General features: G+C 63.8%; 16 protein-coding genes. 12 read left to right on the top strand and 4 right to left on the bottom strand.

Annotated features, from left to right (window positions below; genetic code table 11):
• The first annotated feature begins 50 nt into the window (after positions 1 to 50).
• Positions 51 to 1,397 (top strand): glutathione-disulfide reductase, encoded by a 1,347-nt coding sequence (gene gor / locus EBMC1_RS08565; RefSeq protein ID WP_003043645.1) that lies wholly within the window; start codon positions 51 to 53, stop codon positions 1,395 to 1,397.
• A gap of 163 nt (positions 1,398 to 1,560) precedes the next feature.
• Positions 1,561 to 2,577 carry an NAD-dependent epimerase/dehydratase family protein gene (locus EBMC1_RS08560; protein WP_003043643.1) on the top strand — a complete coding sequence of 339 codons (1,017 nt, stop codon included), beginning with the start codon at positions 1,561 to 1,563 and terminating at the stop codon, positions 2,575 to 2,577.
• A 42-nt stretch (positions 2,578 to 2,619) separates the two neighbouring features.
• On the opposite strand, the gene EBMC1_RS08555 is transcribed toward EBMC1_RS08560, so the two are convergent.
• Complete coding sequence (locus tag EBMC1_RS08555) at positions 2,620 to 4,029, bottom strand: helix-turn-helix domain-containing protein (protein ID WP_003043640.1); 1,410 nt, start codon at positions 4,027 to 4,029, stop codon at positions 2,620 to 2,622.
• A gap of 214 nt (positions 4,030 to 4,243) precedes the next feature.
• On the opposite strand from EBMC1_RS08555, the gene EBMC1_RS08550 reads away from it, so the two are divergent.
• The 10 genes from EBMC1_RS08550 to EBMC1_RS08505 all read left to right on the top strand — a co-directional run bounded on the left by EBMC1_RS08550 (position 4,244) and on the right by EBMC1_RS08505 (position 14,789).
• On the top strand, positions 4,244 to 5,800 hold the full coding sequence (locus tag EBMC1_RS08550) for an acyl-CoA carboxylase subunit beta (protein WP_003043637.1): 1,557 nt from the start codon (positions 4,244 to 4,246) through the stop codon (positions 5,798 to 5,800).
• Positions 5,801 to 5,802: 2 nt separating this feature from the next.
• Positions 5,803 to 6,618 (top strand): hypothetical protein, encoded by an 816-nt coding sequence (locus EBMC1_RS08545; protein WP_040589953.1) that lies wholly within the window; start codon positions 5,803 to 5,805, stop codon positions 6,616 to 6,618.
• Positions 6,615 to 7,055 (top strand): methylmalonyl-CoA epimerase, encoded by a 441-nt coding sequence (gene mce / locus EBMC1_RS08540; RefSeq protein WP_003043632.1) that lies wholly within the window; start codon positions 6,615 to 6,617, stop codon positions 7,053 to 7,055. The genes EBMC1_RS08545 and mce overlap by 4 nt, the downstream gene beginning before the upstream one ends.
• 7 nt (positions 7,056 to 7,062) lie before the next feature.
• Positions 7,063 to 7,602, top strand: coding sequence for a 3'-5' exoribonuclease domain-containing protein (locus EBMC1_RS08535; protein ID WP_040589949.1), 540 nt, complete (start codon positions 7,063 to 7,065; stop codon positions 7,600 to 7,602).
• The gene (gene scpA / locus EBMC1_RS08530; RefSeq protein WP_003043626.1) at positions 7,599 to 9,746 is read left to right on the top strand and encodes a methylmalonyl-CoA mutase; all 2,148 of its coding nucleotides are present in this window, start codon (positions 7,599 to 7,601) and stop codon (positions 9,744 to 9,746) included. The genes EBMC1_RS08535 and scpA overlap by 4 nt, the downstream gene beginning before the upstream one ends.
• Entirely contained in the window at positions 9,743 to 11,023 is a 1,281-nt protein-coding gene (locus tag EBMC1_RS08525) for an O-acetylhomoserine aminocarboxypropyltransferase (protein ID WP_003043624.1), read from the top strand. Before scpA ends, EBMC1_RS08525 begins: the two co-directional genes overlap by 4 nt.
• Positions 11,020 to 12,030, top strand: a complete 1,011-nt coding sequence (gene bioB, locus EBMC1_RS08520; RefSeq protein WP_003043621.1) for a biotin synthase BioB — start codon at positions 11,020 to 11,022, stop codon at positions 12,028 to 12,030. Before EBMC1_RS08525 ends, bioB begins: the two co-directional genes overlap by 4 nt.
• Complete coding sequence (locus EBMC1_RS08515) at positions 12,027 to 12,419, top strand: lysozyme inhibitor LprI family protein (RefSeq protein ID WP_003043617.1); 393 nt, start codon at positions 12,027 to 12,029, stop codon at positions 12,417 to 12,419. The genes bioB and EBMC1_RS08515 overlap by 4 nt, the downstream gene beginning before the upstream one ends.
• The gene (locus EBMC1_RS08510; protein WP_003043614.1) at positions 12,419 to 14,311 is read left to right on the top strand and encodes an acetyl-CoA carboxylase biotin carboxylase subunit; all 1,893 of its coding nucleotides are present in this window, start codon (positions 12,419 to 12,421) and stop codon (positions 14,309 to 14,311) included. The genes EBMC1_RS08515 and EBMC1_RS08510 overlap by 1 nt, the downstream gene beginning before the upstream one ends.
• 106 nt (positions 14,312 to 14,417) lie before the next feature.
• Positions 14,418 to 14,789 carry a tRNA-binding protein gene (locus EBMC1_RS08505; protein ID WP_003043611.1) on the top strand — a complete coding sequence of 124 codons (372 nt, stop codon included), beginning with the start codon at positions 14,418 to 14,420 and terminating at the stop codon, positions 14,787 to 14,789.
• Positions 14,790 to 14,930: 141 nt separating this feature from the next.
• Here the strand turns inward: EBMC1_RS08505 and EBMC1_RS08500 are convergent, their stop codons facing one another.
• The 3 genes from EBMC1_RS08500 to EBMC1_RS08490 all read right to left on the bottom strand — a co-directional run bounded on the left by EBMC1_RS08500 (position 14,931) and on the right by EBMC1_RS08490 (position 18,625).
• Positions 14,931 to 16,316: a peptide MFS transporter gene (locus tag EBMC1_RS08500; protein ID WP_003043609.1), complete on the bottom strand. Its 1,386-nt coding sequence runs from the start codon at positions 16,314 to 16,316 to the stop codon at positions 14,931 to 14,933.
• Positions 16,317 to 16,424: 108 nt separating this feature from the next.
• Positions 16,425 to 17,639, bottom strand: coding sequence for a dihydroorotase (locus EBMC1_RS08495; RefSeq protein WP_003043607.1), 1,215 nt, complete (start codon positions 17,637 to 17,639; stop codon positions 16,425 to 16,427).
• Positions 17,630 to 18,625 (bottom strand): aspartate carbamoyltransferase catalytic subunit, encoded by a 996-nt coding sequence (locus EBMC1_RS08490; RefSeq protein ID WP_003043604.1) that lies wholly within the window; start codon positions 18,623 to 18,625, stop codon positions 17,630 to 17,632. The genes EBMC1_RS08495 and EBMC1_RS08490 overlap by 10 nt, the downstream gene beginning before the upstream one ends.
• Between the last annotated feature and the right edge of the window lie 8 nt (positions 18,626 to 18,633).

The following is an 18,633-nucleotide window of genomic DNA, read 5'->3' as shown; positions in this document are numbered from 1 at the left end:
CACATAGGCTCTCGCCGCGAATGTCAGCGACAAGTGTCAGAGGTAATTCCATGAGCGATTTCGACTATGACCTGTTTGTCATCGGCGCCGGGTCGGGCGGCGTTCGCGCGAGCCGGGTCGCGGCGTCACACGGCGCGCGCGTTGCGGTCGCCGAGGAGCATCGGGTCGGCGGCACCTGCGTCATTCGCGGCTGCGTGCCCAAGAAGCTGCTCGTCTATGGGGCGCACTTTGCAGAAGATCTGAAGGACGCGCGGCATTTCGGCTGGGACGTTCCCGATTGCCATTTCGACTGGCAGCGGCTGCGCGACAATGTGCTCGGCGAAGTCACGCGTCTCGAAGGTCTCTACGGTCAGACGCTCGATAATCACAAGGTTACGGTCCTCAAGACGCGCGCGACCGTCGTCGGTCCGCAAAAGGTACGGCTCGCCGACGGGACCGAACTCACCGCCGAACGCATCTTGGTGGCAACCGGAGGCTGGCCCTTCGTCCCCGAATTTCCGGGCAGCGAACATGCGATCACGTCGAACGAGGTGTTTCACCTCGACAGTCTGCCGAAGCGCGTGGTGATTGCCGGCGGCGGCTATATTGCCAATGAATTTGCGGGCATCTTCAACGAATTCGGCAGCAAGGTGACGATCGTCAACCGCGGCGACGCGATCCTGCGCGGCTATGACGAGCAGATCTGCGACCGTCTGCTGCAGATTTCGATGACCAAGGGGATCGAATTCCGCTTCAACGCGCCGTTCAAGTCGATCGAGAAGCAGGGCGACGGATCGCTGATGGTCCATCTCGAAAATTGCGATCCGATCGCCGCCGATGCGGTGCTCGTCGCGACCGGGCGGGTACCGAACACCAAGGGACTGGGCCTGGAAGCGGCGGGAGTCGAACTCGACAAGGATGGTGCGGTCAAGGTCGATGACAATAACCAGTCGTCGGTGCCGAGCATCTATGCCGTCGGCGACGTGACCAATCGTATCCAGCTGACGCCGGTGGCGATCCGCGAGGGACAGGCGTTCGCCGACAGTGTCTTCGGCGGCAAGCCGACGACGGTCGATTATGCCAATGTCCCGAGCGCGGTGTTCAGCCATCCCCCGATCGGCGCGGTCGGGATGACCGAGGCAGAGGCACGCAACAAGCTGGGCGCTGTGCGCATCTATACCAGCGATTTCCGGGCGATGAAGAATGTCCTCGCCGGCCGCAACGAACGGGCGCTGTACAAGATGGTCGTCAATGCGGCGACCGACCAGGTCGTCGGACTCCACATGATCGGCCCCGACGCCCCCGAAATTTTGCAGGCCGCCGCCGTCGCCGTGAAGGCGGGACTGACCAAGGCCGACTTCGATGCCACGGTCGCCCTGCACCCCAGCATGGCCGAGGAACTGGTGCTGCTGAAATAGGGCGATAGGCCCACCCTGATCCGTTCGTGCTGAGCTTGTCGAAGCACCGTCCTTCTCTGATACTCGAAGGAAAGTACGGCCCTTCGACAAGCTCAGGGCGAACGGAGTGTTATTGCCGAGCGATAAGCTATACTCTGGCGCGGATCGAGCGAGGGAGGGGCGAATGACAGGCGCGATATTGGTAACAGGCGGCAGCGGCTATATTGCCGGCTTCCTGATCCGGCAGTTGATCGACAATGGCTGGACGGTTCACACGACCGTGCGCAGCCTGAAGCGCGAGGCCGAGGTGCGCAGTTGGCTGGCGGTCGACAACGACCGGCTTCGGTTCTTCGCGGCCGATCTGGAGCATGATCTCGGCTGGGCGGAGGCGATTGCCGGATGCAGCCATGTCGCGCATGTCGCTTCGCCCTTTCCGTTGGGGGTTCCCCAGCATGCCGATGAACTGGTTGTTCCGGCGCGCGAAGGCGCGTTGCGCGCGCTGCGTTTCGCCAGGGCGGCGGGGGTGCGGCGCTTCGTGCTCACCTCGTCGATGGCGGCGATCGCCTATGGACACGGCGACGGCGGCGGCATCTACAACGAAGCCGATTGGACCAACCTCGATAATCCGGCGGTGATGCCCTATCCGCGCTCGAAAACCGTCGCCGAGCGCGCGGCGCGCGATTGGGTGGCGGCGGAGGGCGGCGACATGGAATTCGCCTCGGTGAACCCCGCCGCGGTATTCGGCCCGTTGCTGTCCGACGATTTGTCGACGTCGATCGAGGTGGTGAAACAATTGCTCGAGGGCAAGGTGCCGATGTGTCCCGACGTCGGCTTCGGCATCATCGACGTGCGCGACGTTGCCGACCTTCATTATCGCGCGCTCACCGCGCCGGGTATCCGTAACGAGCGCTATGTCTGTTCGGGACCGTTTCTGAAGATGATCGATGTCGCCAACATCCTCACCGCGAACCTGGGCGAGCAGGCGCGCAAGGTGCCGACGCGGCGGATGCCCGACTGGCTGCTCAAGACGTTCGCGATCTTCCGCCCCGAACTCAAGCAGCTCGTCGCCGAGCTGGGCAATGTCCGCGGCGGCGACAGCCGCCACGCGATGGAAACGCTCGGCTGGACGATGCGGACGCCCGAGGAGGCGGTGCTGGCGACGGCGCACAGCCTGATCGAGCGCGGGATCGTGAAGGTGTGAGCATCTTCGTCATTGCTTCGCTCCGCTCGCAATGACGTTTCGCTAGCCGATCCGGTAGGGCACCACGTCGCGGCGGTCGGGGTCGACCAGGATCGGCCGGTCGCTCGGCGGAAAGGCGCGCTGGTCGCAATCGTCGCGCGGGCAAATGCGGCACGATGATCCGATACGCGTCGCGGCGTGCGGCGCGGTCACATCGACCCCGTCGGCATAGACGAAATCGGCGGCATATTGCGCCTCGCACCCCAGCGCCACGGCATAGCGGCGCGGCGAGCGCGCATAGCTGCCCGACGGTTTTACGAGCCCCTTCGCCATCGACACATAGCGCAGGCCATCGGGCGTTTCGGCTAGCTGGAACAATATGCGGTCGGGGATCGCCGCCGCCTCGTGGACGATCCACAGCGGGCAGGCGCCACCGAAGCGCGCGAATTGCAGGCGGGTGGCGCTGTGCCGCTTGGTGATATTGCCCGCCATGTCGACGCGGCAGAAGAACATCGGGATGCCGCGCGCGCCGGGGCGCTGGAGCGTCGAGAGGCGATGGCACGCCTGTTCGAAGCTGACGCCATAGTCGAGCCGCAGCCGGTCGATGTCGTGCCGCACCGCGCGGGCGCTGGCGCGAAAGGCGGCATAGGGCATCAGCACCGCGCCCGCGGCATAATTGGCGAGGCCGACGTGGAGCAGTTGGCGCGCCGCCGCGGTGCGCAGGGGCGACGCTTCGATCACCGCCGCAATCTCGCGCGCGAGCGCCAGCGCCGCGAGCTGATGCGCAAGCTGAAAGCGGCGTGTTTCGGCGGGCTGCGACGGATCGATGATCAGGTGGCGCATCGTCGCGTCGAAATCGCGCAGCACCTGATGCTGGCGGTAGACGATCGAAATGCCCAGCGCCTCGCGCAGCCGCCGTTCGATCGTCTCGATCGCGGGCGACGGGTCGCGGCCGCGCAGCTGGCCCGCCAGCGTCTCGGCGGCGCGGTCCAGCCGATCGACATAATTGCCCGCGTCGTGGAACCAGTCGCGCACCTCCTCCCACGGCAGGCGGCTGCCCTCGGCGGTGCCGCCGGTCATCGCTTCGTCGATGATCTGGAGCCGCTGGCCCGCGCGGCGATAGGCGGCGTGGAGCGCGACGAACTGGTCGGCGAGCTGCGGTTGCTGGAGCGCGGCGCGCTCAAGCTGTTCGGGCGCCAGCGGTGCGGCGGCGAACAGCGGATCGGCCGCCGCCTCGCGCAGCGCCCCGGCGCGGCGGTCACCGGCATCGGCGGCGACCTCCTCCCATTCGAGCGGGAAAAGCCTTTGCAGCCGGTCGAGCAGGGCAGGGGTCAACGGCCGGTCGTCATGCTCGATCTGGCTGAGATAGGATGTCGAAATGCCGATCCTTTCGGCGAAATCGGCCTGCCGGATGCCCCGTTCCGTGCGAAGCTGGCGCAAACGGGCGCCGGCAAAGATGCGTTGACGGGTCATGGGGCGAAACCTCTCATTTCCGTTCGTGTCGAGCGAAGTCGAGACACCCGGAGACCTTGCGCAACACCGATGGGTGTCTCGACTTCGCTCGACACGAACGGCCTAGGGTGCGGTTCTAGTTTGCAAACCATCACTTTGCAACTTTGCAAATTCGCATTTGCATAGCGGGCGCCGCGGGCGCAGATGGCAGGCTTCAGATAACCGGAGAAGCCGAGTGTCCGCCAATATTGCCGAAATGGAACGCCGCCGTGCCGCCGCCGCCTTGGGGGGCGGGCAGAAGCGTATCGATGCCCAGCACGCCAAGGGCAAGCTGACCGCGCGCGAGCGACTGCTGGTGCTGCTCGACGAAGACTCGTTCGAGGAGCTCGACACCTATGTCGAGCATGACTGCGTCGATTTCGGCATGCAGGACCAGAAGATTCCGGGCGACGGCGTCGTCACCGGATCGGGGACGATCAACGGCCGCCTCGTCTATGTCTTCAGCCAGGATTTCACCGTCTTCGGCGGCTCGCTGTCCAAACGTCACGCCGAAAAAATCTGCAAGGTGATGGACAAGGCGATGCTGGTCGGCGCGCCGGTCATCGGCCTCAATGACAGCGGCGGCGCACGCATTCAGGAGGGCGTCGCCAGCCTCGGCGGCTATGCCGACGTGTTCCAGAAGAATGTGCTGGCATCGGGCGTCGTGCCGCAGATTTCGCTGATCATGGGGCCGTGCGCGGGCGGAGCGGTTTACAGCCCGGCGATGACAGACTTCATCTTCATGGTGAAAGATAGCAGCTATATGTTCGTCACCGGCCCTGATGTGGTGAAGACGGTGACCAACGAAGTGGTGACGCAAGAAGAACTCGGCGGCGCGATCACCCATACGACCAAGAGCTCGGTCGCCGATCTGGCGTTCGAGAACGACATCGAGGCGCTGCTCGCGGCGCGCGACTTCTTCGATTATCTGCCCGAAAACAACCGCAGCGGCGTGCCGGTGCGCCCGACGAGCGATCCCTACGACCGCGCCGAGATGAGCCTCGACACGCTGATCCCGCCCAACGCGAACCAGCCCTATGACATGCACGAGCTGATCCGCAAGACGGTCGATGAGGGCGATTTCTTTGAAGTGCAGCCGGCCCACGCCGCGAACATCATCTGCGGCTTCGGGCGCATCGAAGGGCGCACCGTGGGCATCGTCGCGAACCAGCCGCTGGTGCTCGCGGGGGTGCTCGACATAAATTCGTCGAAGAAGGCGGCGCGCTTCGTGCGTTTCTGCGACGCGTTCGAAATTCCGATCGTGACCTTCGTCGATGTCCCCGGTTTCCTACCCGGCACCGCGCAGGAATATAACGGCATCATCAAACATGGTGCGAAGCTGCTTTTCGCCTATGCCGAGGCGACGGTGCCCAAGATCACGGTGATCACGCGCAAGGCCTATGGCGGCGCGTACGACGTGATGGCGTCGAAGCATCTGCGCGGCGATTTGAACTATGCGTGGCCGACCGCCGAGATTGCGGTGATGGGCGCGAAGGGCGCGGTCGAGATCATCTTCCGCGCCGACATGGGCGATCCCGAAAAGATCGCGCAGCGCACGAAGGAATATGAGGACCGCTTCGCCAACCCCTTCGTCGCGGCATCACGGGGCTATATCGACGAGGTGATCCACCCGCACAATACGCGCAAGCGCATCGCGCTGGGGCTAAGGAAGCTCAGGAACAAGCAGTTGGAGAATCCGTGGAACAAGCAGTTGGAGAATCCGTGGAAGAAGCATGACAATATTCCGCTGTGAGCATGGCTGATTCATTAATCTCTCCTGACGGCGTATTGATGGGCGCAGGCGCTTGGTTCGCCGGAAAGGTGTTTGGACCAAGCGCTGAAGCGCTTGGTCAGAACCTCAGAGCGCATCTGCAAGCGCGTGTGCCGCTGATCTTTGGGCGGGCCGAGGAAATTGCCAAAGCCAAAGATATTGAACTTTTGCCTATCCGATCCGGGCTGCTCACTAGAATGATCGCCGATGCGTCGTTCTCTGACGATGATGGCGAGATTACTGAGTGGTGGGCGAATCTCTTTGTATCAGCGGCCAGTGGAAAAGCCGAAGCAAATATCTTTGCTGTATTTTCAGATATTATGGCGGTCGTCGGTCCTAACGAGGCGGGCGTTCTAAAGGGGTTAGTCTCCTATTACCGGGAGCAGATTGCTGGAATGTCCGTCGCGCATCGGTCAGGCTTAAGGTCGGCGAGTACTCAAATCCAAGAGCGTGTCGTCAGTGCGATTATTGACCGCTTCCCCCTTGCTGAAGGTGATTCTGATGAGGTTCATCGGCAGCTAGCGAACCCCGGCATTCCCTTACCTGTTCGAACTGCATTTTGGGTTTTGCCTGGAAGAAAAGAAGAACGGGCGGTTCTGAGCATGACCACGGAAACATGGTACTCCCAAAGCCAAATCGAGATTCAAATACTTGAACGGGCGAGGGTGCTTCAGTTTAACAGAGTGCCGATACAGCTTGTGAGCAATTATTCATATTATGTCGAGCTCGTAGGATTTACCGAGCTCGGCATCGCTTTCTACGAAGCCTGTTCGGGAGAGCAATTGGAAGGTGCATTATGAAACTAGGCCGTCTGAACCACATCGGCGTTGCGACGCCGTCGATCGCCGACAGTATCGTCTTCTACCGCGACGTGATGGGCGCGACGAAGATCCATGAGCCTTTCGACCTGCCCGATCAGGGGGTGAAGGTGTGCTTCGTCGATACGCCCGGAGCGGGCGGGGCGCTCGATGGCACCCAGATCGAACTGATCGAGCCGCTGCCGGGCAACACGTCGATCGCGGGGTTCCTCGAAAAGAACCCGGCGGGCGGGCAGCATCACATGTGCTACGAAGTGCCGAATATTCACGCCGCCAAGGCCGAATTCGAGGCGATGGGCAAGCGCGTGCTGGGCGAGCCGCGGATCGGCGCGCACGGGACGCTGATTTTCTTTCTACACCCCAAGGATATGGGAGGGGTGCTCACCGAAATTATGGAAACGCCGAAGGGCGGGCACTGAGATTCGGATGAAAGCGCACATCGTCATAGATTGCGAAGCATCCGGTCCATGCCCCGGTTTCGGGAGCATGATCAATTTCGGTGCGTTTGTCGTCGAGCCGGCGCTGGAGCGCGGCTGGCGATCGCCCGTGATCTATCCTTATTCGGACAGCCATGTCGATGCGGCCTACGCGTCGATAGGCTTGACGCATGCGCAGCATGTCGAGACGGCAACGGTAACGCTTGGGGACGCGATGGTCGAATTCGACGATTGGCTGAAGGGGCTCGCAGTCGATCGTTTAGTGTTTTGGTCCGACAATCCAGCGTTCGACTGGCAATGGATCAACCATGGATTTGCCAGCGCAGGCATTCCTAATCCGTTCGGCTTTTCGGCCCGACGCATCGGTGATCTGTTCGCGGGCCTTCGCGGGAATTTCGGCGACACGCAGGGATGGAAAAAGCGCCGGACAACGGTGCATGACCATGACCCGCTCAACGACGCGCGCGGTAATGCCGAAGCGCTGATCTCGATACTTGAAGAATATGACCAGATCGGAAGACTGAGATGACCGACAAACCGACCCTCGACCAATGGGCCGCCGCCGCCGACAAGGAGGTGAAGGGCAAGGACCTCACCTGGCACACGCCCGAGGGGATCGATGTCAAACCCCTCTATACGGCGGAGGACGTAACCACCGATCCGGGTCTGCCCGGCTTTGCGCCCTTCACGCGCGGCGTGCGGGCGTCGATGTATGCGGGGCGGCCGTGGACGATCCGGCAATATGCGGGCTTTTCGACTGCCGAGGAATCGAATGCCTTCTATCGCCGCAACCTCGCGGCGGGACAGAAGGGCCTGTCGGTCGCCTTCGACCTTGCCACCCACCGCGGTTATGACAGTGATCATCCGCGCGTCGTCGGCGACGTCGGCAAGGCGGGGGTGGCGATCGACAGCGTCGAGGATATGAAAATCCTGTTCGACGGCATCCCGCTCGACCAGATGTCGGTGTCGATGACGATGAACGGCGCGGTGATCCCGATCCTAGCCTTTTTCATCGTCGCGGGCGAGGAGCAGGGGGTCGAGCGCAAGCTGCTCGACGGGACCATCCAGAACGACATTTTGAAGGAGTTCATGGTCCGCAACACCTATATCTATCCGCCCGAACCCTCGATGCGGATCATCAGCGACATCTTCGGCTACACGTCGCGTGAGATGCCCAAGTTCAACAGCATCTCGATCTCCGGCTATCATATGCAGGAAGCCGGGGCGACGCAGGTGCAGGAGCTGGCCTTCACGATCGCCGACGGCATCGAATATGTGAAATATGGCGTGGCGAGCGGCCTCGACATCGACAAGTTTGCCGGTCGCCTGTCCTTCTTTTTCGCGATCGGCATGAACTTCTTCATGGAAATCGCCAAGCTGCGCGCCGCGCGCGTGCTGTGGCACCGCGCGATGACGAAGCTGGGCGCGAAGGACGAGCGCAGCAAGATGCTGCGCACCCATTGCCAGACGTCGGGGGTCAGCCTGACCGAGCAAGACCCCTACAACAATGTCATGCGCACGACGATCGAGGCGATGGCGGCGATGCTGGGCGGCACCCAGTCGCTGCACACTAACGCGCTCGACGAGGCGATTGCGCTGCCCACCGACTTTTCGGCCCGCATCGCGCGCAATACGCAGATCGTGATCCAGGAAGAAACGGGCATGTGCAACGTCGTCGATCCGCTCGGCGGCAGCTATTATATCGAGGCGCTGACGCAGCAGCTCGTCGACAAGGCGCAGGAGATCATCGACCGGGTTGAAAGCGAAGGCGGCATGGCCAAGGCGGTCGCCGCCGGTTGGCCCAAGGCGATGATCGAGGAGGCAGCCGCCGCCCGACAGGCGCGGGTGGACCGCGGCGATGATGTCATCGTCGGCGTGAACAAATATCGCCTGAAGGACGAGGATCTGCTCGAAACGCTGGAGGTCGACAACACCAAGGTTCGCGAGGCGCAGGTCGCGCGGATCAACCGCGTCAAGGCGAGCCGCGACGAGGTCGCCTGCCAGGCCGCGCTCACCGCGCTGCGCCGCGCGGCGGCGGCACCGCAGTCGATCGAGACCAATCTGCTCGCGCACGCGGTCGATGCGGCGCGCGCGCGCGCGACGCTGGGTGAAATTTCGGACGCGATGGAGGTCAGCTTCGGGCGCTACGGCACGGTGCCAAAGCCGGTGAAGGGCGTCTATGCCGCGCCCTATCAGGACGACAGCCGCTGGGCGCAGGTCGTCGACGGGGTGAAGGCGGTCGAACGCCGTCTGGGCCGCGCGCCCAAGCTTCTCGTCGCCAAGATGGGGCAGGATGGACACGACCGCGGCGCCAATGTCATCGCCTCGGCGTTCAGCGACATGGGCTTCGATGTGGTGTCCGGGCCCTTGTTCCAGACGCCCGAGGAAACGGTCGTGCTCGCACTCGAAAGCGGGGTCGATGCGGTCGGCGCATCGAGCCTTGCCGCCGGGCACAAGACGCTGATCCCCGAACTCATCAAGGGGCTGCGCGAGGCGGGGCGCGGCGATATCAAGGTGATCGCGGGCGGCGTCATTCCGCCGCAGGATTACGACTATCTGCGCGACGCGGGCGTGCAGGGCATCTATGGCCCGGGCAGCAATGTGGTGGAATGCGCCGCCGACGTCCTGCGCCTGCTCGGCCACAACATGCCCCCGCTGGAGGATGCTGCATGAGCGACCATAAGCCCGAAACGCTGAGCGTTCACGCCGGCACCGCGCCCGATCCGACGACCAAGGCGCGGATCACGCCGATCTACCAGACCGCATCCTATGTGTTCGACGATGTCGACCATGCGTCGCGCTTGTTCAACCTGCAGGAATTCGGGAATATCTACACCCGGATCATGAACCCGACGAACGGTGCGCTCGAAGGCAAGATCGCGGCGCTGGAGGGCGGGCAGGCGGCGCTAGCGGTTGCCTCGGGCCATGCGGCACAATTCCTGGCCTTCCATACGATCATGGAGCCGGGATGCGAGATCGTCGCGGCGAAAAAGCTCTATGGCGGCTCACTCAACCAGTTGGGGCAGAGCTTTCGCAAGATGGCGTGGACGACGCATTTCGTCGATACCGACGATCCGGCGAATATCGCAGCCGCGATAAACGACAAGACGCGCGCCGTCTTCATCGAAAGCCTCGCCAATCCGGGCGGGGTCGTGCAGGATATCGCAGCGATCGCGAAGGTCGCGCACGATGCCGGCGTGCCGCTGATCGTCGACAACACGATGGCGACCCCGATGCTCTGCCGCCCGATCGAACATGGCGCCGACATCGTCGTTCATTCGGCGACCAAATTCCTGAACGGTCATGGCAATGCGATCGGCGGCCTGATCGTCGATGCCGGGACGTTCGACTGGTCAAAAGGCGGCAAATATCCCGCGCTGAGCGAACCCAATGTCTCCTATCACGGGCTGACCTTCACCGATGCGTTCGGACCGCTCGCCTTCATCCTCGCCGCGCGGACGCTCGGCCTGCGCGACCTTGGCCCCGCGCTCGCGCCGATGAACGCCTTTCTTGCGCTCACCGGCATGGAGACGCTTGCGCTGCGCATGGACCGGCATTGCAGCAACGCGATCGCGCTCGCCAAATGGTTGCAGGATCATCCGGCGGTGAGCTGGGTCTCCTATGCCGGGCTGCGCGACAGCCCCTATCACGACCTCGCGCACAAATATCTCGGCGGGCGCGGCGGCGCCGTGTTCACCTTCGGCCTCAAGGGCGGCTACGACGCCGGCGTCAAGCTCGTCTCCTCGGTCAAGCTGTTCAGCCATCTCGCCAATCTTGGCGATACCCGCTCGCTGATCATCCACCCGGCATCGACGACGCACAGCCAGCTTTCGGAGGCCGAGCTGGTCGAAGCCGGCGCCGGCCCCGACGTCGTCCGCGTGTCGGTGGGGATCGAACATATCGACGACATCATCGCCGACCTGGCGCAGGCATTGGAGACCGAAGCGTGACCGAAACCCGCACCGACTGGACGCGCGAGGAAATCGCCGCGCTGTTCGACCTGCCGTTCGCCGAGTTGATGTGGGAGGCGCAGGGCGTCCATCGCCGCCATCACGCGCGCGGCGAGGTTCAGCTTTGCACGCTGCTGAGCATCAAGACCGGCGGCTGCGTCGAGGATTGTGGCTATTGCTCGCAGTCGAAACATGCCGACAGCGGGCTCAAGGCCACCAAGCTGATGGACGTGCGCGCGGTGCTGCAGGCCGCGGCGCAGGCGAAGGATGCCGGGTCGAAGCGTTTCTGCATGGGCGCCGCCTGGCGCAACCCCAAGGACCGCGACATGGCGAGCATCGTCGAGATGGTCGAGGGCGTGCGCGCGATGGGCATGGAAACCTGCATGACCCTGGGCATGCTGACCAAGGAACAGGCGCAGACGCTCGCGGTTGCGGGGCTCGACTATTATAATCACAATATCGATACGAGCCCGGAGAATTACGAGAATATCATCTCGACGCGGACGTTTCAGGATCGGCTCGATACGCTGGAAGAAGTCCGCAATGCGGGGATCAACGTCTGTTCGGGCGGGATCGTCGGCATGGGTGAAACGCGTGCCGACCGCGTCGGCTTCATCCACGCGCTTGCGACGCTCGAACGCCATCCCGAAAGCGTGCCGGTCAACGCGCTGGTACCGGTGAAGGGCACCGTGCTCGGCGACATGCTCGAGGGCACCCCGCTCGCCAAGATCGACGATATCGAATTCGTCCGCACGATCGCGGTAGCCCGCATCACCATGCCCAAATCGATGGTCCGCCTGTCGGCGGGGCGCGAGAGCATGTCGGAGGCGACGCAGGCGCTCTGCTTCATGGCGGGCGCGAACAGCATCTTCACCGGCGACAAGCTGCTGACGACCGCGAACGCGGGCGACAATGCCGACGCGGCGCTGTTCGCAAAGCTAGGGCTGCGCCCGATGGAGAGCGAAGAGCCGATGCGCCAAGGGATGCTGACGGAGGCCGCGGAGTGATCCTCGCCCTTTTCTATTTGGCGGTGGCAGTCGCGGAGGATTCTCCCGTCGATTGCGACAATCAACGATATCAGGTCGAGATGAACTATTGTGCCGGAAAGGCCTATGAGGTCGCGGATGCGGCGCTCAATGCGCAGTGGAAGCTGACCGTGGCCGAGATGCGGTCGCGCGATAAGATGATCGATCGCCGCTATGACAGCCAACCGACGCATTATGACACGCTGCTCGCCGCGCAGCGCGCGTGGCTGACCTATCGCGATCAGCAGTGCCTGACCGAAAGTTTCGCCGCGCGCGGCGGCAGTATGGCACCGATGCTGCACAGCGGATGCATGGAACGACTGACCGAGGCGCGGACCGCCGAACTCAAGGCACTTGTCGAGGAATATTGATGTTCAAGAAAATCCTGATCGCCAATCGCGGCGAAATCGCTTGCCGCGTCATCAAGACCGCGCGGCGTATGGGCATTGCGACGGTCGCCGTCTATTCGGACGCCGACGCGCGCGCGCCCTTCGTGCGGATGGCCGACGAGGCGGTGCATATCGGGCCGTCGCCGGCGTCCGAATCCTATCTGATCGCCGACAAGATCATCGCCGCGTGCAAGGCGACGGGCGCCGAGGCGGTGCATCCGGGCTATGGCTTCCTGTCGGAACGCACCAGCTTTGCCGAGGCGCTCGCCAAGGAAAATATCGCCTTCATCGGCCCGCCGGTGAACGCGATCGCCGCGATGGGCGACAAGATCGAGTCGAAGAAGCTCGCGAAGGAAGCGGGCGTCAACGTCGTCCCCGGCTTCGTCGGCGAAATCCGCGACACCGAGCATGCGGTCGAGATTTCGAACGAAATCGGCTATCCGGTGATGATGAAGGCCAGCGCCGGCGGCGGCGGCAAGGGCATGCGCCTCGCCTATGACGAGAAGGACGTCCGCGAAGGCTTCGAGAGCGTCAAGCGTGAGGGGCTGAACAGCTTCGGCGACGACCGCGTGTTTATCGAGAAATTCATCCTGAACCCGCGCCATATCGAGATCCAGATTCTCGGCGATCAGCACGGCAACATCCTCTACCTCAACGAGCGCGAATGCAGCATCCAGCGCCGCCACCAGAAGGTCGTCGAGGAAGCGCCGTCGCCCTTCGTCACCGAAAAGATGCGCAAGGCGATGGGCGAGCATCCGGTGACCGAAGCGATTACCGGCATCGATCTGGTCGAACAGATGATCCGCGTCGCGGCGGGCGAGAAGCTCGAAATGACGCAGGACGACATCAAGATCGACGGCTGGGCGATCGAGAACCGCGTCTATGCCGAAGATCCCTATCGCGGTTTCCTGCCCTCGACCGGGCGCCTGACGCGCTACAAACCCCCGGTCGCCGGCTGGACCGACGATGGCGAGGAAAATGGCCGCCGCGGGGTCGATGGCGTGCGCGTCGACGACGGCGTTTACGATGGCGGCGAGGTGTCGATCTTCTACGATCCGATGATCGCCAAGCTGATCACCTGGGGGCAGACGCGCGACGAGGCGGCCGATCTGCAGGTGGCGGCGCTCGACCGCTTCGAACTCGAAGGGCTGGGGCACAATATCGATTTCGTCTCGGCGATCATGCAGCATCCGCGCTTCCGCTCAGGCGAGCTGACCACGGGCTTTATTGCCGAGGAATATCCCGAGGGCTTCCACGGCGCGCCGACCGACGAAGCGGTGACGCGCGCGCTCGCGGCGATCGCGGGCTTCATGGCGAGCGCCGAGGCCGATCGCGCGCGGCGCACCGACGGTCAGCTCGGCGACCGGCTCGACCCGCCCGCGAAGTGGCAGGTGACGATCGACGGCACGAGCCACAAGGTCAAACTCGGCCACAAGCATATCAAGGTCGATGGCGAAAAGATCGACATCGCGCTCGAATATACGCCGGGCGACCGGCTGGTGGTGGCCGAGATCGACGGCAGCGAACTGGCGGTGAAGGTCGCGAAAACGCGCACCGGCTGGCGCATGACGACGCGCGGCGCGATCCATAATGTGCGCGTGCTGCCCTGGCACGTCGCGCCGCTCGCGAGCCACATGATCGAAAAGATCCCGCCCGATCTGTCGAAATTCCTCATCTGCCCGATGCCCGGCCTGCTCGTCGCGCTGCATGTGGGCGAAGGCGACAAGGTCGAGGCGGGTCAGCCGCTGGCAACCGTCGAGGCCATGAAGATGGAGAATATCCTTCGCGCCGAAAAATCGGGTGTGGTGAAGACCGTCAACGCCGCGCAGGGCGACAGCCTGGCGGTCGATGCGGTGATCCTCGAGATGGAATGATCCTCAAAATCCGTTTGTGCTGAGCTTGTCGAAGCGCGGTCCTTTCTTCTACGGAATGAGAGAAGAACGGCCCTTCGACAAGCTCAGGGCGAACGGAGTTGGTTGAATGCATATAAATCACGATGCGGACGCCGCCGCCGCACCTGAAATCGCCTTCGACGATTTCCTGCGCGTCGATATCCGCATCGGCACGATCGTCGAGGCCGAGCCTTTCCCTGAAGCGCGCAAGCCGGCGTTCAAGCTGAAGATCGATTTCGGCCCCGCGATCGGTATCAAGAAGAGCAGCGCACAGATCGTCGCGCGCTACGCGCTCGAGGATTTGCCGGGGCGGCAGGTCGCCGCGGTCGTCAACTTTCCCCCGCGCCAGATCGGCAAGTTCATGTCCGAAGTGCTGACGCTGGGTTTCGCCGACGCGGCGGGCGAGGTGATCCTCTTTGCCCCCGACCGCGCGGTGCCGAACGGGTCGCGGCTGTTCTGAATCGTGATCGGGTTAGGCTGAAACACCACCGTCCTTATCTCGTCATCCCGGCGAAGGCGGGGATCCCGCCGGCTCTATCTGACGCACCGGCGAGATCCCGGCCTTCGCCGGGATGACGATTCAGGCAAAAACGATCAGGCTCTAGGCCGCCTCCACTTCCCCCATCAGCCGTTTCGCGAGGAACAGCTTGAACAGGATGAAGGCAACCAGCCCGACCGCGGCGGTTGCGACGTGGAACAGCCAGAAACTGGTCGTCGGTATCGACGAATACCAGGTGCCGACCTCACCGACGATCTTGTTCGCGCCGAAGAAGGCGAGGTAATAAATGCCGACGATCGTCGCGTTGAGCGCCTTCGGTGCCAGCTTGGTGAACAGCGCGAGGCTGACGGGCAGGATATGCGCAAAGCCGACGCTGTTGAGCAGATGGAACATCACGGGCCAGAACAGCCCGATCTTGCCGTCGCCCTGCGTCGCCGCCGCCATGACGAGGCAGAGCCCGCCGGCGATGGTGAAGACGCTGCCGATGATCATCTTGCCCAGTTCGTCGGGTTCGCGGTGGCGCTTGCCGTACCAGACGTAGAAGGCGGCGACCGCTGCGAGCATCGAAAAGCTCGCCGTCGCGTCGATGGTGATCATCCAGCTCGTCGGCAGCGTCTCGCCAAAGAAGGTGAGCTGGAAATGTTGATCGGCCCAGACCAGATAGGCGTTGAAGATTTCCTGATTGGTGAGCAGCGCGACCGCCATCACCGGCACCAGCGTCAGCACCGCCACGACGCGCAGCCAGTCCTGCCGAGACATCGGTTCGCTCGCTTTCGCAGCCGCGCCTTTCGCGGGCCGATTGTCGGCGGGCAGCCATGGTCCCGCCATGATATAGAGGATCAGGCCGATGACCATCACCACGCCCGCGGTGCCGAAACCCCAGTGCCAGCCGACCTTTTCGCCCAGCGTACCCGAAATCAGCGGCGCGGCGATGACGCTAACGTTGATCGCGATATAGAAGATCTGGAACGCCATCGCGCGCCGCAGATCGCCGGGCTTGTAAAGTTCGCCGACCTGGCTCGCGATATTGCCCTTGAACAGTCCCACGCCGACAATCAGCGCGAGGAGGGCGAAGAGGAAGGCGCCCTCGAACGCCATCAGGAAATGGCCGATCGCCATGATCAGGCCGCCGACGATCAGCGTCGCGCGCCGCCCGAGCCAGCGGTCGGCGATGAAGCCGCCGGCGATCGGGGTCAGATAGACGAGTGAGGTATAATCGCCGAAAATCTTTGACGCGAAGGGCTGACCGTCGATCCCGCCGTACCAGCCGCGCAGCCATTCCAGCCCGAAAACCCCGCTCGCATGTTCGGGCAGCAGCAGATATTTGACCATGTAGAGCACGAGCAGCGTCTGCATCGAATAATAGGAAAAACGCTCGCACCCTTCGACGAAGGCCAGATAGCCCAGGCCCTTGGGATGGCCCAGAAAGGCGCGGTCGGCGCGGTTCATGCCCTCTTCGAAATCCGGCGTCGCCTCGGCAATCGTCATATGGTCACTCCCCGAAATTTCGGGCGACCCTAATGTTGCAAATGAAACTTTCCAGACACAATCGACGAACGGCGGCGGGCGTCGATGCGGCTTGTCACGTTCGGGCCGTCAGCGAATCCGCTGGCCGCCCTTCCATAGCGCGGTAACGCGGCCTTGCACCGGCATGCCGTCGAAGGGGGTGTTGCCCGCCCAGGCGGCCATCCGCTTCGCATCGACCTGCCACGGCGCACCCTCGTTGATCAGGATCAGGTCGGCCTCGGCACCCACCGTCAGTGCGCCTGCGTCGAGCCCGAGCAGCTTCGCCGGCGTCGCGGCGAGCAGGTCGAACAGGCGCGCCGGGGTGACATGACCATCGCGTACGAGCTGCAGTCCCATCGCGAGCAGCGTTTCGGCGCCCGCCATGCCGGGCAGCGCTTCGGCGAAGGGCAGGCGCTTGTCCTCGGGGCCGCGGGGATCGTGCCCGGATGCCAGCACGTCGATCGTCCCGTCGGCGATGGCGGAGAGGCAGGCGTGGCGGTCGTCCTCGCTGCGCAGCGGCGGCGACAGGCGGGCAAAGGTACGGAAATCGCCGATCGCCGTGTCCGACAGGAACAAGTGGGCGGGGGTGATGCCGCAGGTGACGGGCAGGCCCTTCGCCTTGGCGGCGCGGACAAGGTCGAGCCCGCGCGCGGTGGTGACCTGGCGGAAGTGGATCGGCGCGCCGGTTTCCTCGACGAGCATGAGGTCGCGTGCAATCGCCATCGCTTCCGCGATCGCGGGCGCAGAGGCAAGGCCAAGCCGCGTCGCCATCTCGCCATCGGTCGCAACCGCGCCGGCGGTCAGCCCTTCGTCCTCGGCGTGGGCGATAACGGTAAGGCCGAGCGAGGCGGCGTAGGACAGGACGCGGCGCATCACGCCGGCATCTGCGATGCGCGCGCGTCCGGTGGCGACCGCGCGCGCGCCCGCCTGCTGCATCAGGCCGATCTCGGCAAGCTCTGCGCCGGCGAGGCCCTTGGTCGCGGCGGCGATCGGGTGAACCCAGAGATCGGGCTTGCCGCCCTTTGCGGCGCGTTCGACCAGACCCGCGCCGTCGAGCGGGCCGCTGTCGGGCATAAGCGCCGCGCGCGTGATGCCGCCGAAGTGAAAGGCCGGCTTGTCGGTCGCGAAGACGCCAAAATCGATGATGCCGGGGGCGAGCCATTGGCCCTTGGCATCGACTGTGTCGGTGTCCTCCGGCGTGTCCGACGGGTTCAGCGCCGCGATGCGACCGCCTGCCACCAGCAGACTGCCCGCTTCGCCGCCGAGCAGGCGCGCATTGGCGATCAGGAGGGGCTTCAGTTCCATCCGGGCACCCCCCGCTTGCGGCGCGTCAATATGTCGAGGCAGGCCATGCGGACGGCGACCCCCATTTCGACCTGTTCGGTAATCGTCGAGCGCGCCGGATCGTCGGCGACATTGCTGTCGATCTCGACCCCGCGGTTCATCGGACCAGGGTGCATGACGATCGCATCGGGCTTCGCCTTGTCCAGCCGCTGCGGGGTCAGGCCGTAGAGCGCGTGATATTCCCGCGCACTCGGCAGATAGGCGCCGTCCATGCGCTCGTTCTGAAGGCGCAGCATCATCACGACATCGGCGCCTTTCAACCCTTCGTCCATGTCGGTGAAGGTCGCGACATGCATCCGTTCCATCGCGGGCGGCGTCAGCGTCGGCGGCGCGACGACGCGCACCTCGTTGCCGAGCAACGTCAGCGCCAGGATGTTCGAACGCGCGACGCGGCTGTGCAGCACGTCGCCGCAGATCGCGATCGTCAGCCCTTCGACCCGTCCGAGCCGCCGACGGATCGTCAGCGCATCGAGCAACGCCTGCGTCGGATGTTCGTGGCGCCCGTCGCCGGCGTTGAGCACCGGGCAATCGACCTTGTCGGCAATCAGTTGCACCGCGCCCGACGACGCATGGCGGATCACCATCGCGTCGGCGCGCATCGCATTCAGCGTCATCGCCGTGTCGATCAGCGTTTCGCCCTTCTTCACGCTCGACTGCGCGGCGTGCATGTTCACGACATCGGCGCCGAGGCGCTTGCCCGCAATCTCGAACGACAGGAGCGTGCGCGTCGAATTTTCGAAAAAGGCGTTGATGATCGTCAGCCCCTTGAGCCGGTCGTCATGCTTCGCCGCGCCGCTGCGATTGAGTTCGACCCACTCTTCGGCGGCGTCGAGGATGTAGGAAATCTCCCACGGGGTGAGCTGGGCGATACCGGTCAGGTGGCGATGGCGAAAGGCATCGCCGCCGGGCGGATAGTCGCTGGCGGGTCGAGGAGTTGCGCTTGTCATTAAAGCCG

The sequence above is a fragment of the Sphingopyxis sp. MC1 genome, assembly GCF_000371385.1.
Taxonomy (GTDB): Bacteria; Pseudomonadota; Alphaproteobacteria; order Sphingomonadales; family Sphingomonadaceae; genus Sphingopyxis; species Sphingopyxis terrae.
This window is presented reverse-complemented; position numbering and strand designations above follow the sequence as displayed.

What these genes read in the sequence shown, in the direction of transcription:
- gor (WP_003043645.1), top strand. Translation starts at nt 51, where the DNA reads ATGAGCGATTTCGACTATGACCTGTTTGTCATCGGCGCCGGGTCGGGC.
- EBMC1_RS08560 (WP_003043643.1), top strand. Translation starts at nt 1,561, where the DNA reads ATGACAGGCGCGATATTGGTAACAGGCGGCAGCGGCTATATTGCCGGC.
- EBMC1_RS08555 (WP_003043640.1), bottom strand. Translation starts at nt 4,029, where the DNA reads ATGACCCGTCAACGCATCTTTGCCGGCGCCCGTTTGCGCCAGCTTCGC.
- EBMC1_RS08545 (WP_040589953.1), top strand. Translation starts at nt 5,803, where the DNA reads ATGGCTGATTCATTAATCTCTCCTGACGGCGTATTGATGGGCGCAGGC.
- mce (WP_003043632.1), top strand. Translation starts at nt 6,615, where the DNA reads ATGAAACTAGGCCGTCTGAACCACATCGGCGTTGCGACGCCGTCGATC.
- EBMC1_RS08535 (WP_040589949.1), top strand. Translation starts at nt 7,063, where the DNA reads ATGAAAGCGCACATCGTCATAGATTGCGAAGCATCCGGTCCATGCCCC.
- scpA (WP_003043626.1), top strand. Translation starts at nt 7,599, where the DNA reads ATGACCGACAAACCGACCCTCGACCAATGGGCCGCCGCCGCCGACAAG.
- EBMC1_RS08525 (WP_003043624.1), top strand. Translation starts at nt 9,743, where the DNA reads ATGAGCGACCATAAGCCCGAAACGCTGAGCGTTCACGCCGGCACCGCG.
- EBMC1_RS08510 (WP_003043614.1), top strand. Translation starts at nt 12,419, where the DNA reads ATGTTCAAGAAAATCCTGATCGCCAATCGCGGCGAAATCGCTTGCCGC.
- EBMC1_RS08505 (WP_003043611.1), top strand. Translation starts at nt 14,418, where the DNA reads ATGCATATAAATCACGATGCGGACGCCGCCGCCGCACCTGAAATCGCC.
- EBMC1_RS08500 (WP_003043609.1), bottom strand. Translation starts at nt 16,316, where the DNA reads ATGACGATTGCCGAGGCGACGCCGGATTTCGAAGAGGGCATGAACCGC.
- EBMC1_RS08495 (WP_003043607.1), bottom strand. Translation starts at nt 17,639, where the DNA reads ATGGAACTGAAGCCCCTCCTGATCGCCAATGCGCGCCTGCTCGGCGGC.
- EBMC1_RS08490 (WP_003043604.1), bottom strand. Translation starts at nt 18,625, where the DNA reads ATGACAAGCGCAACTCCTCGACCCGCCAGCGACTATCCGCCCGGCGGC.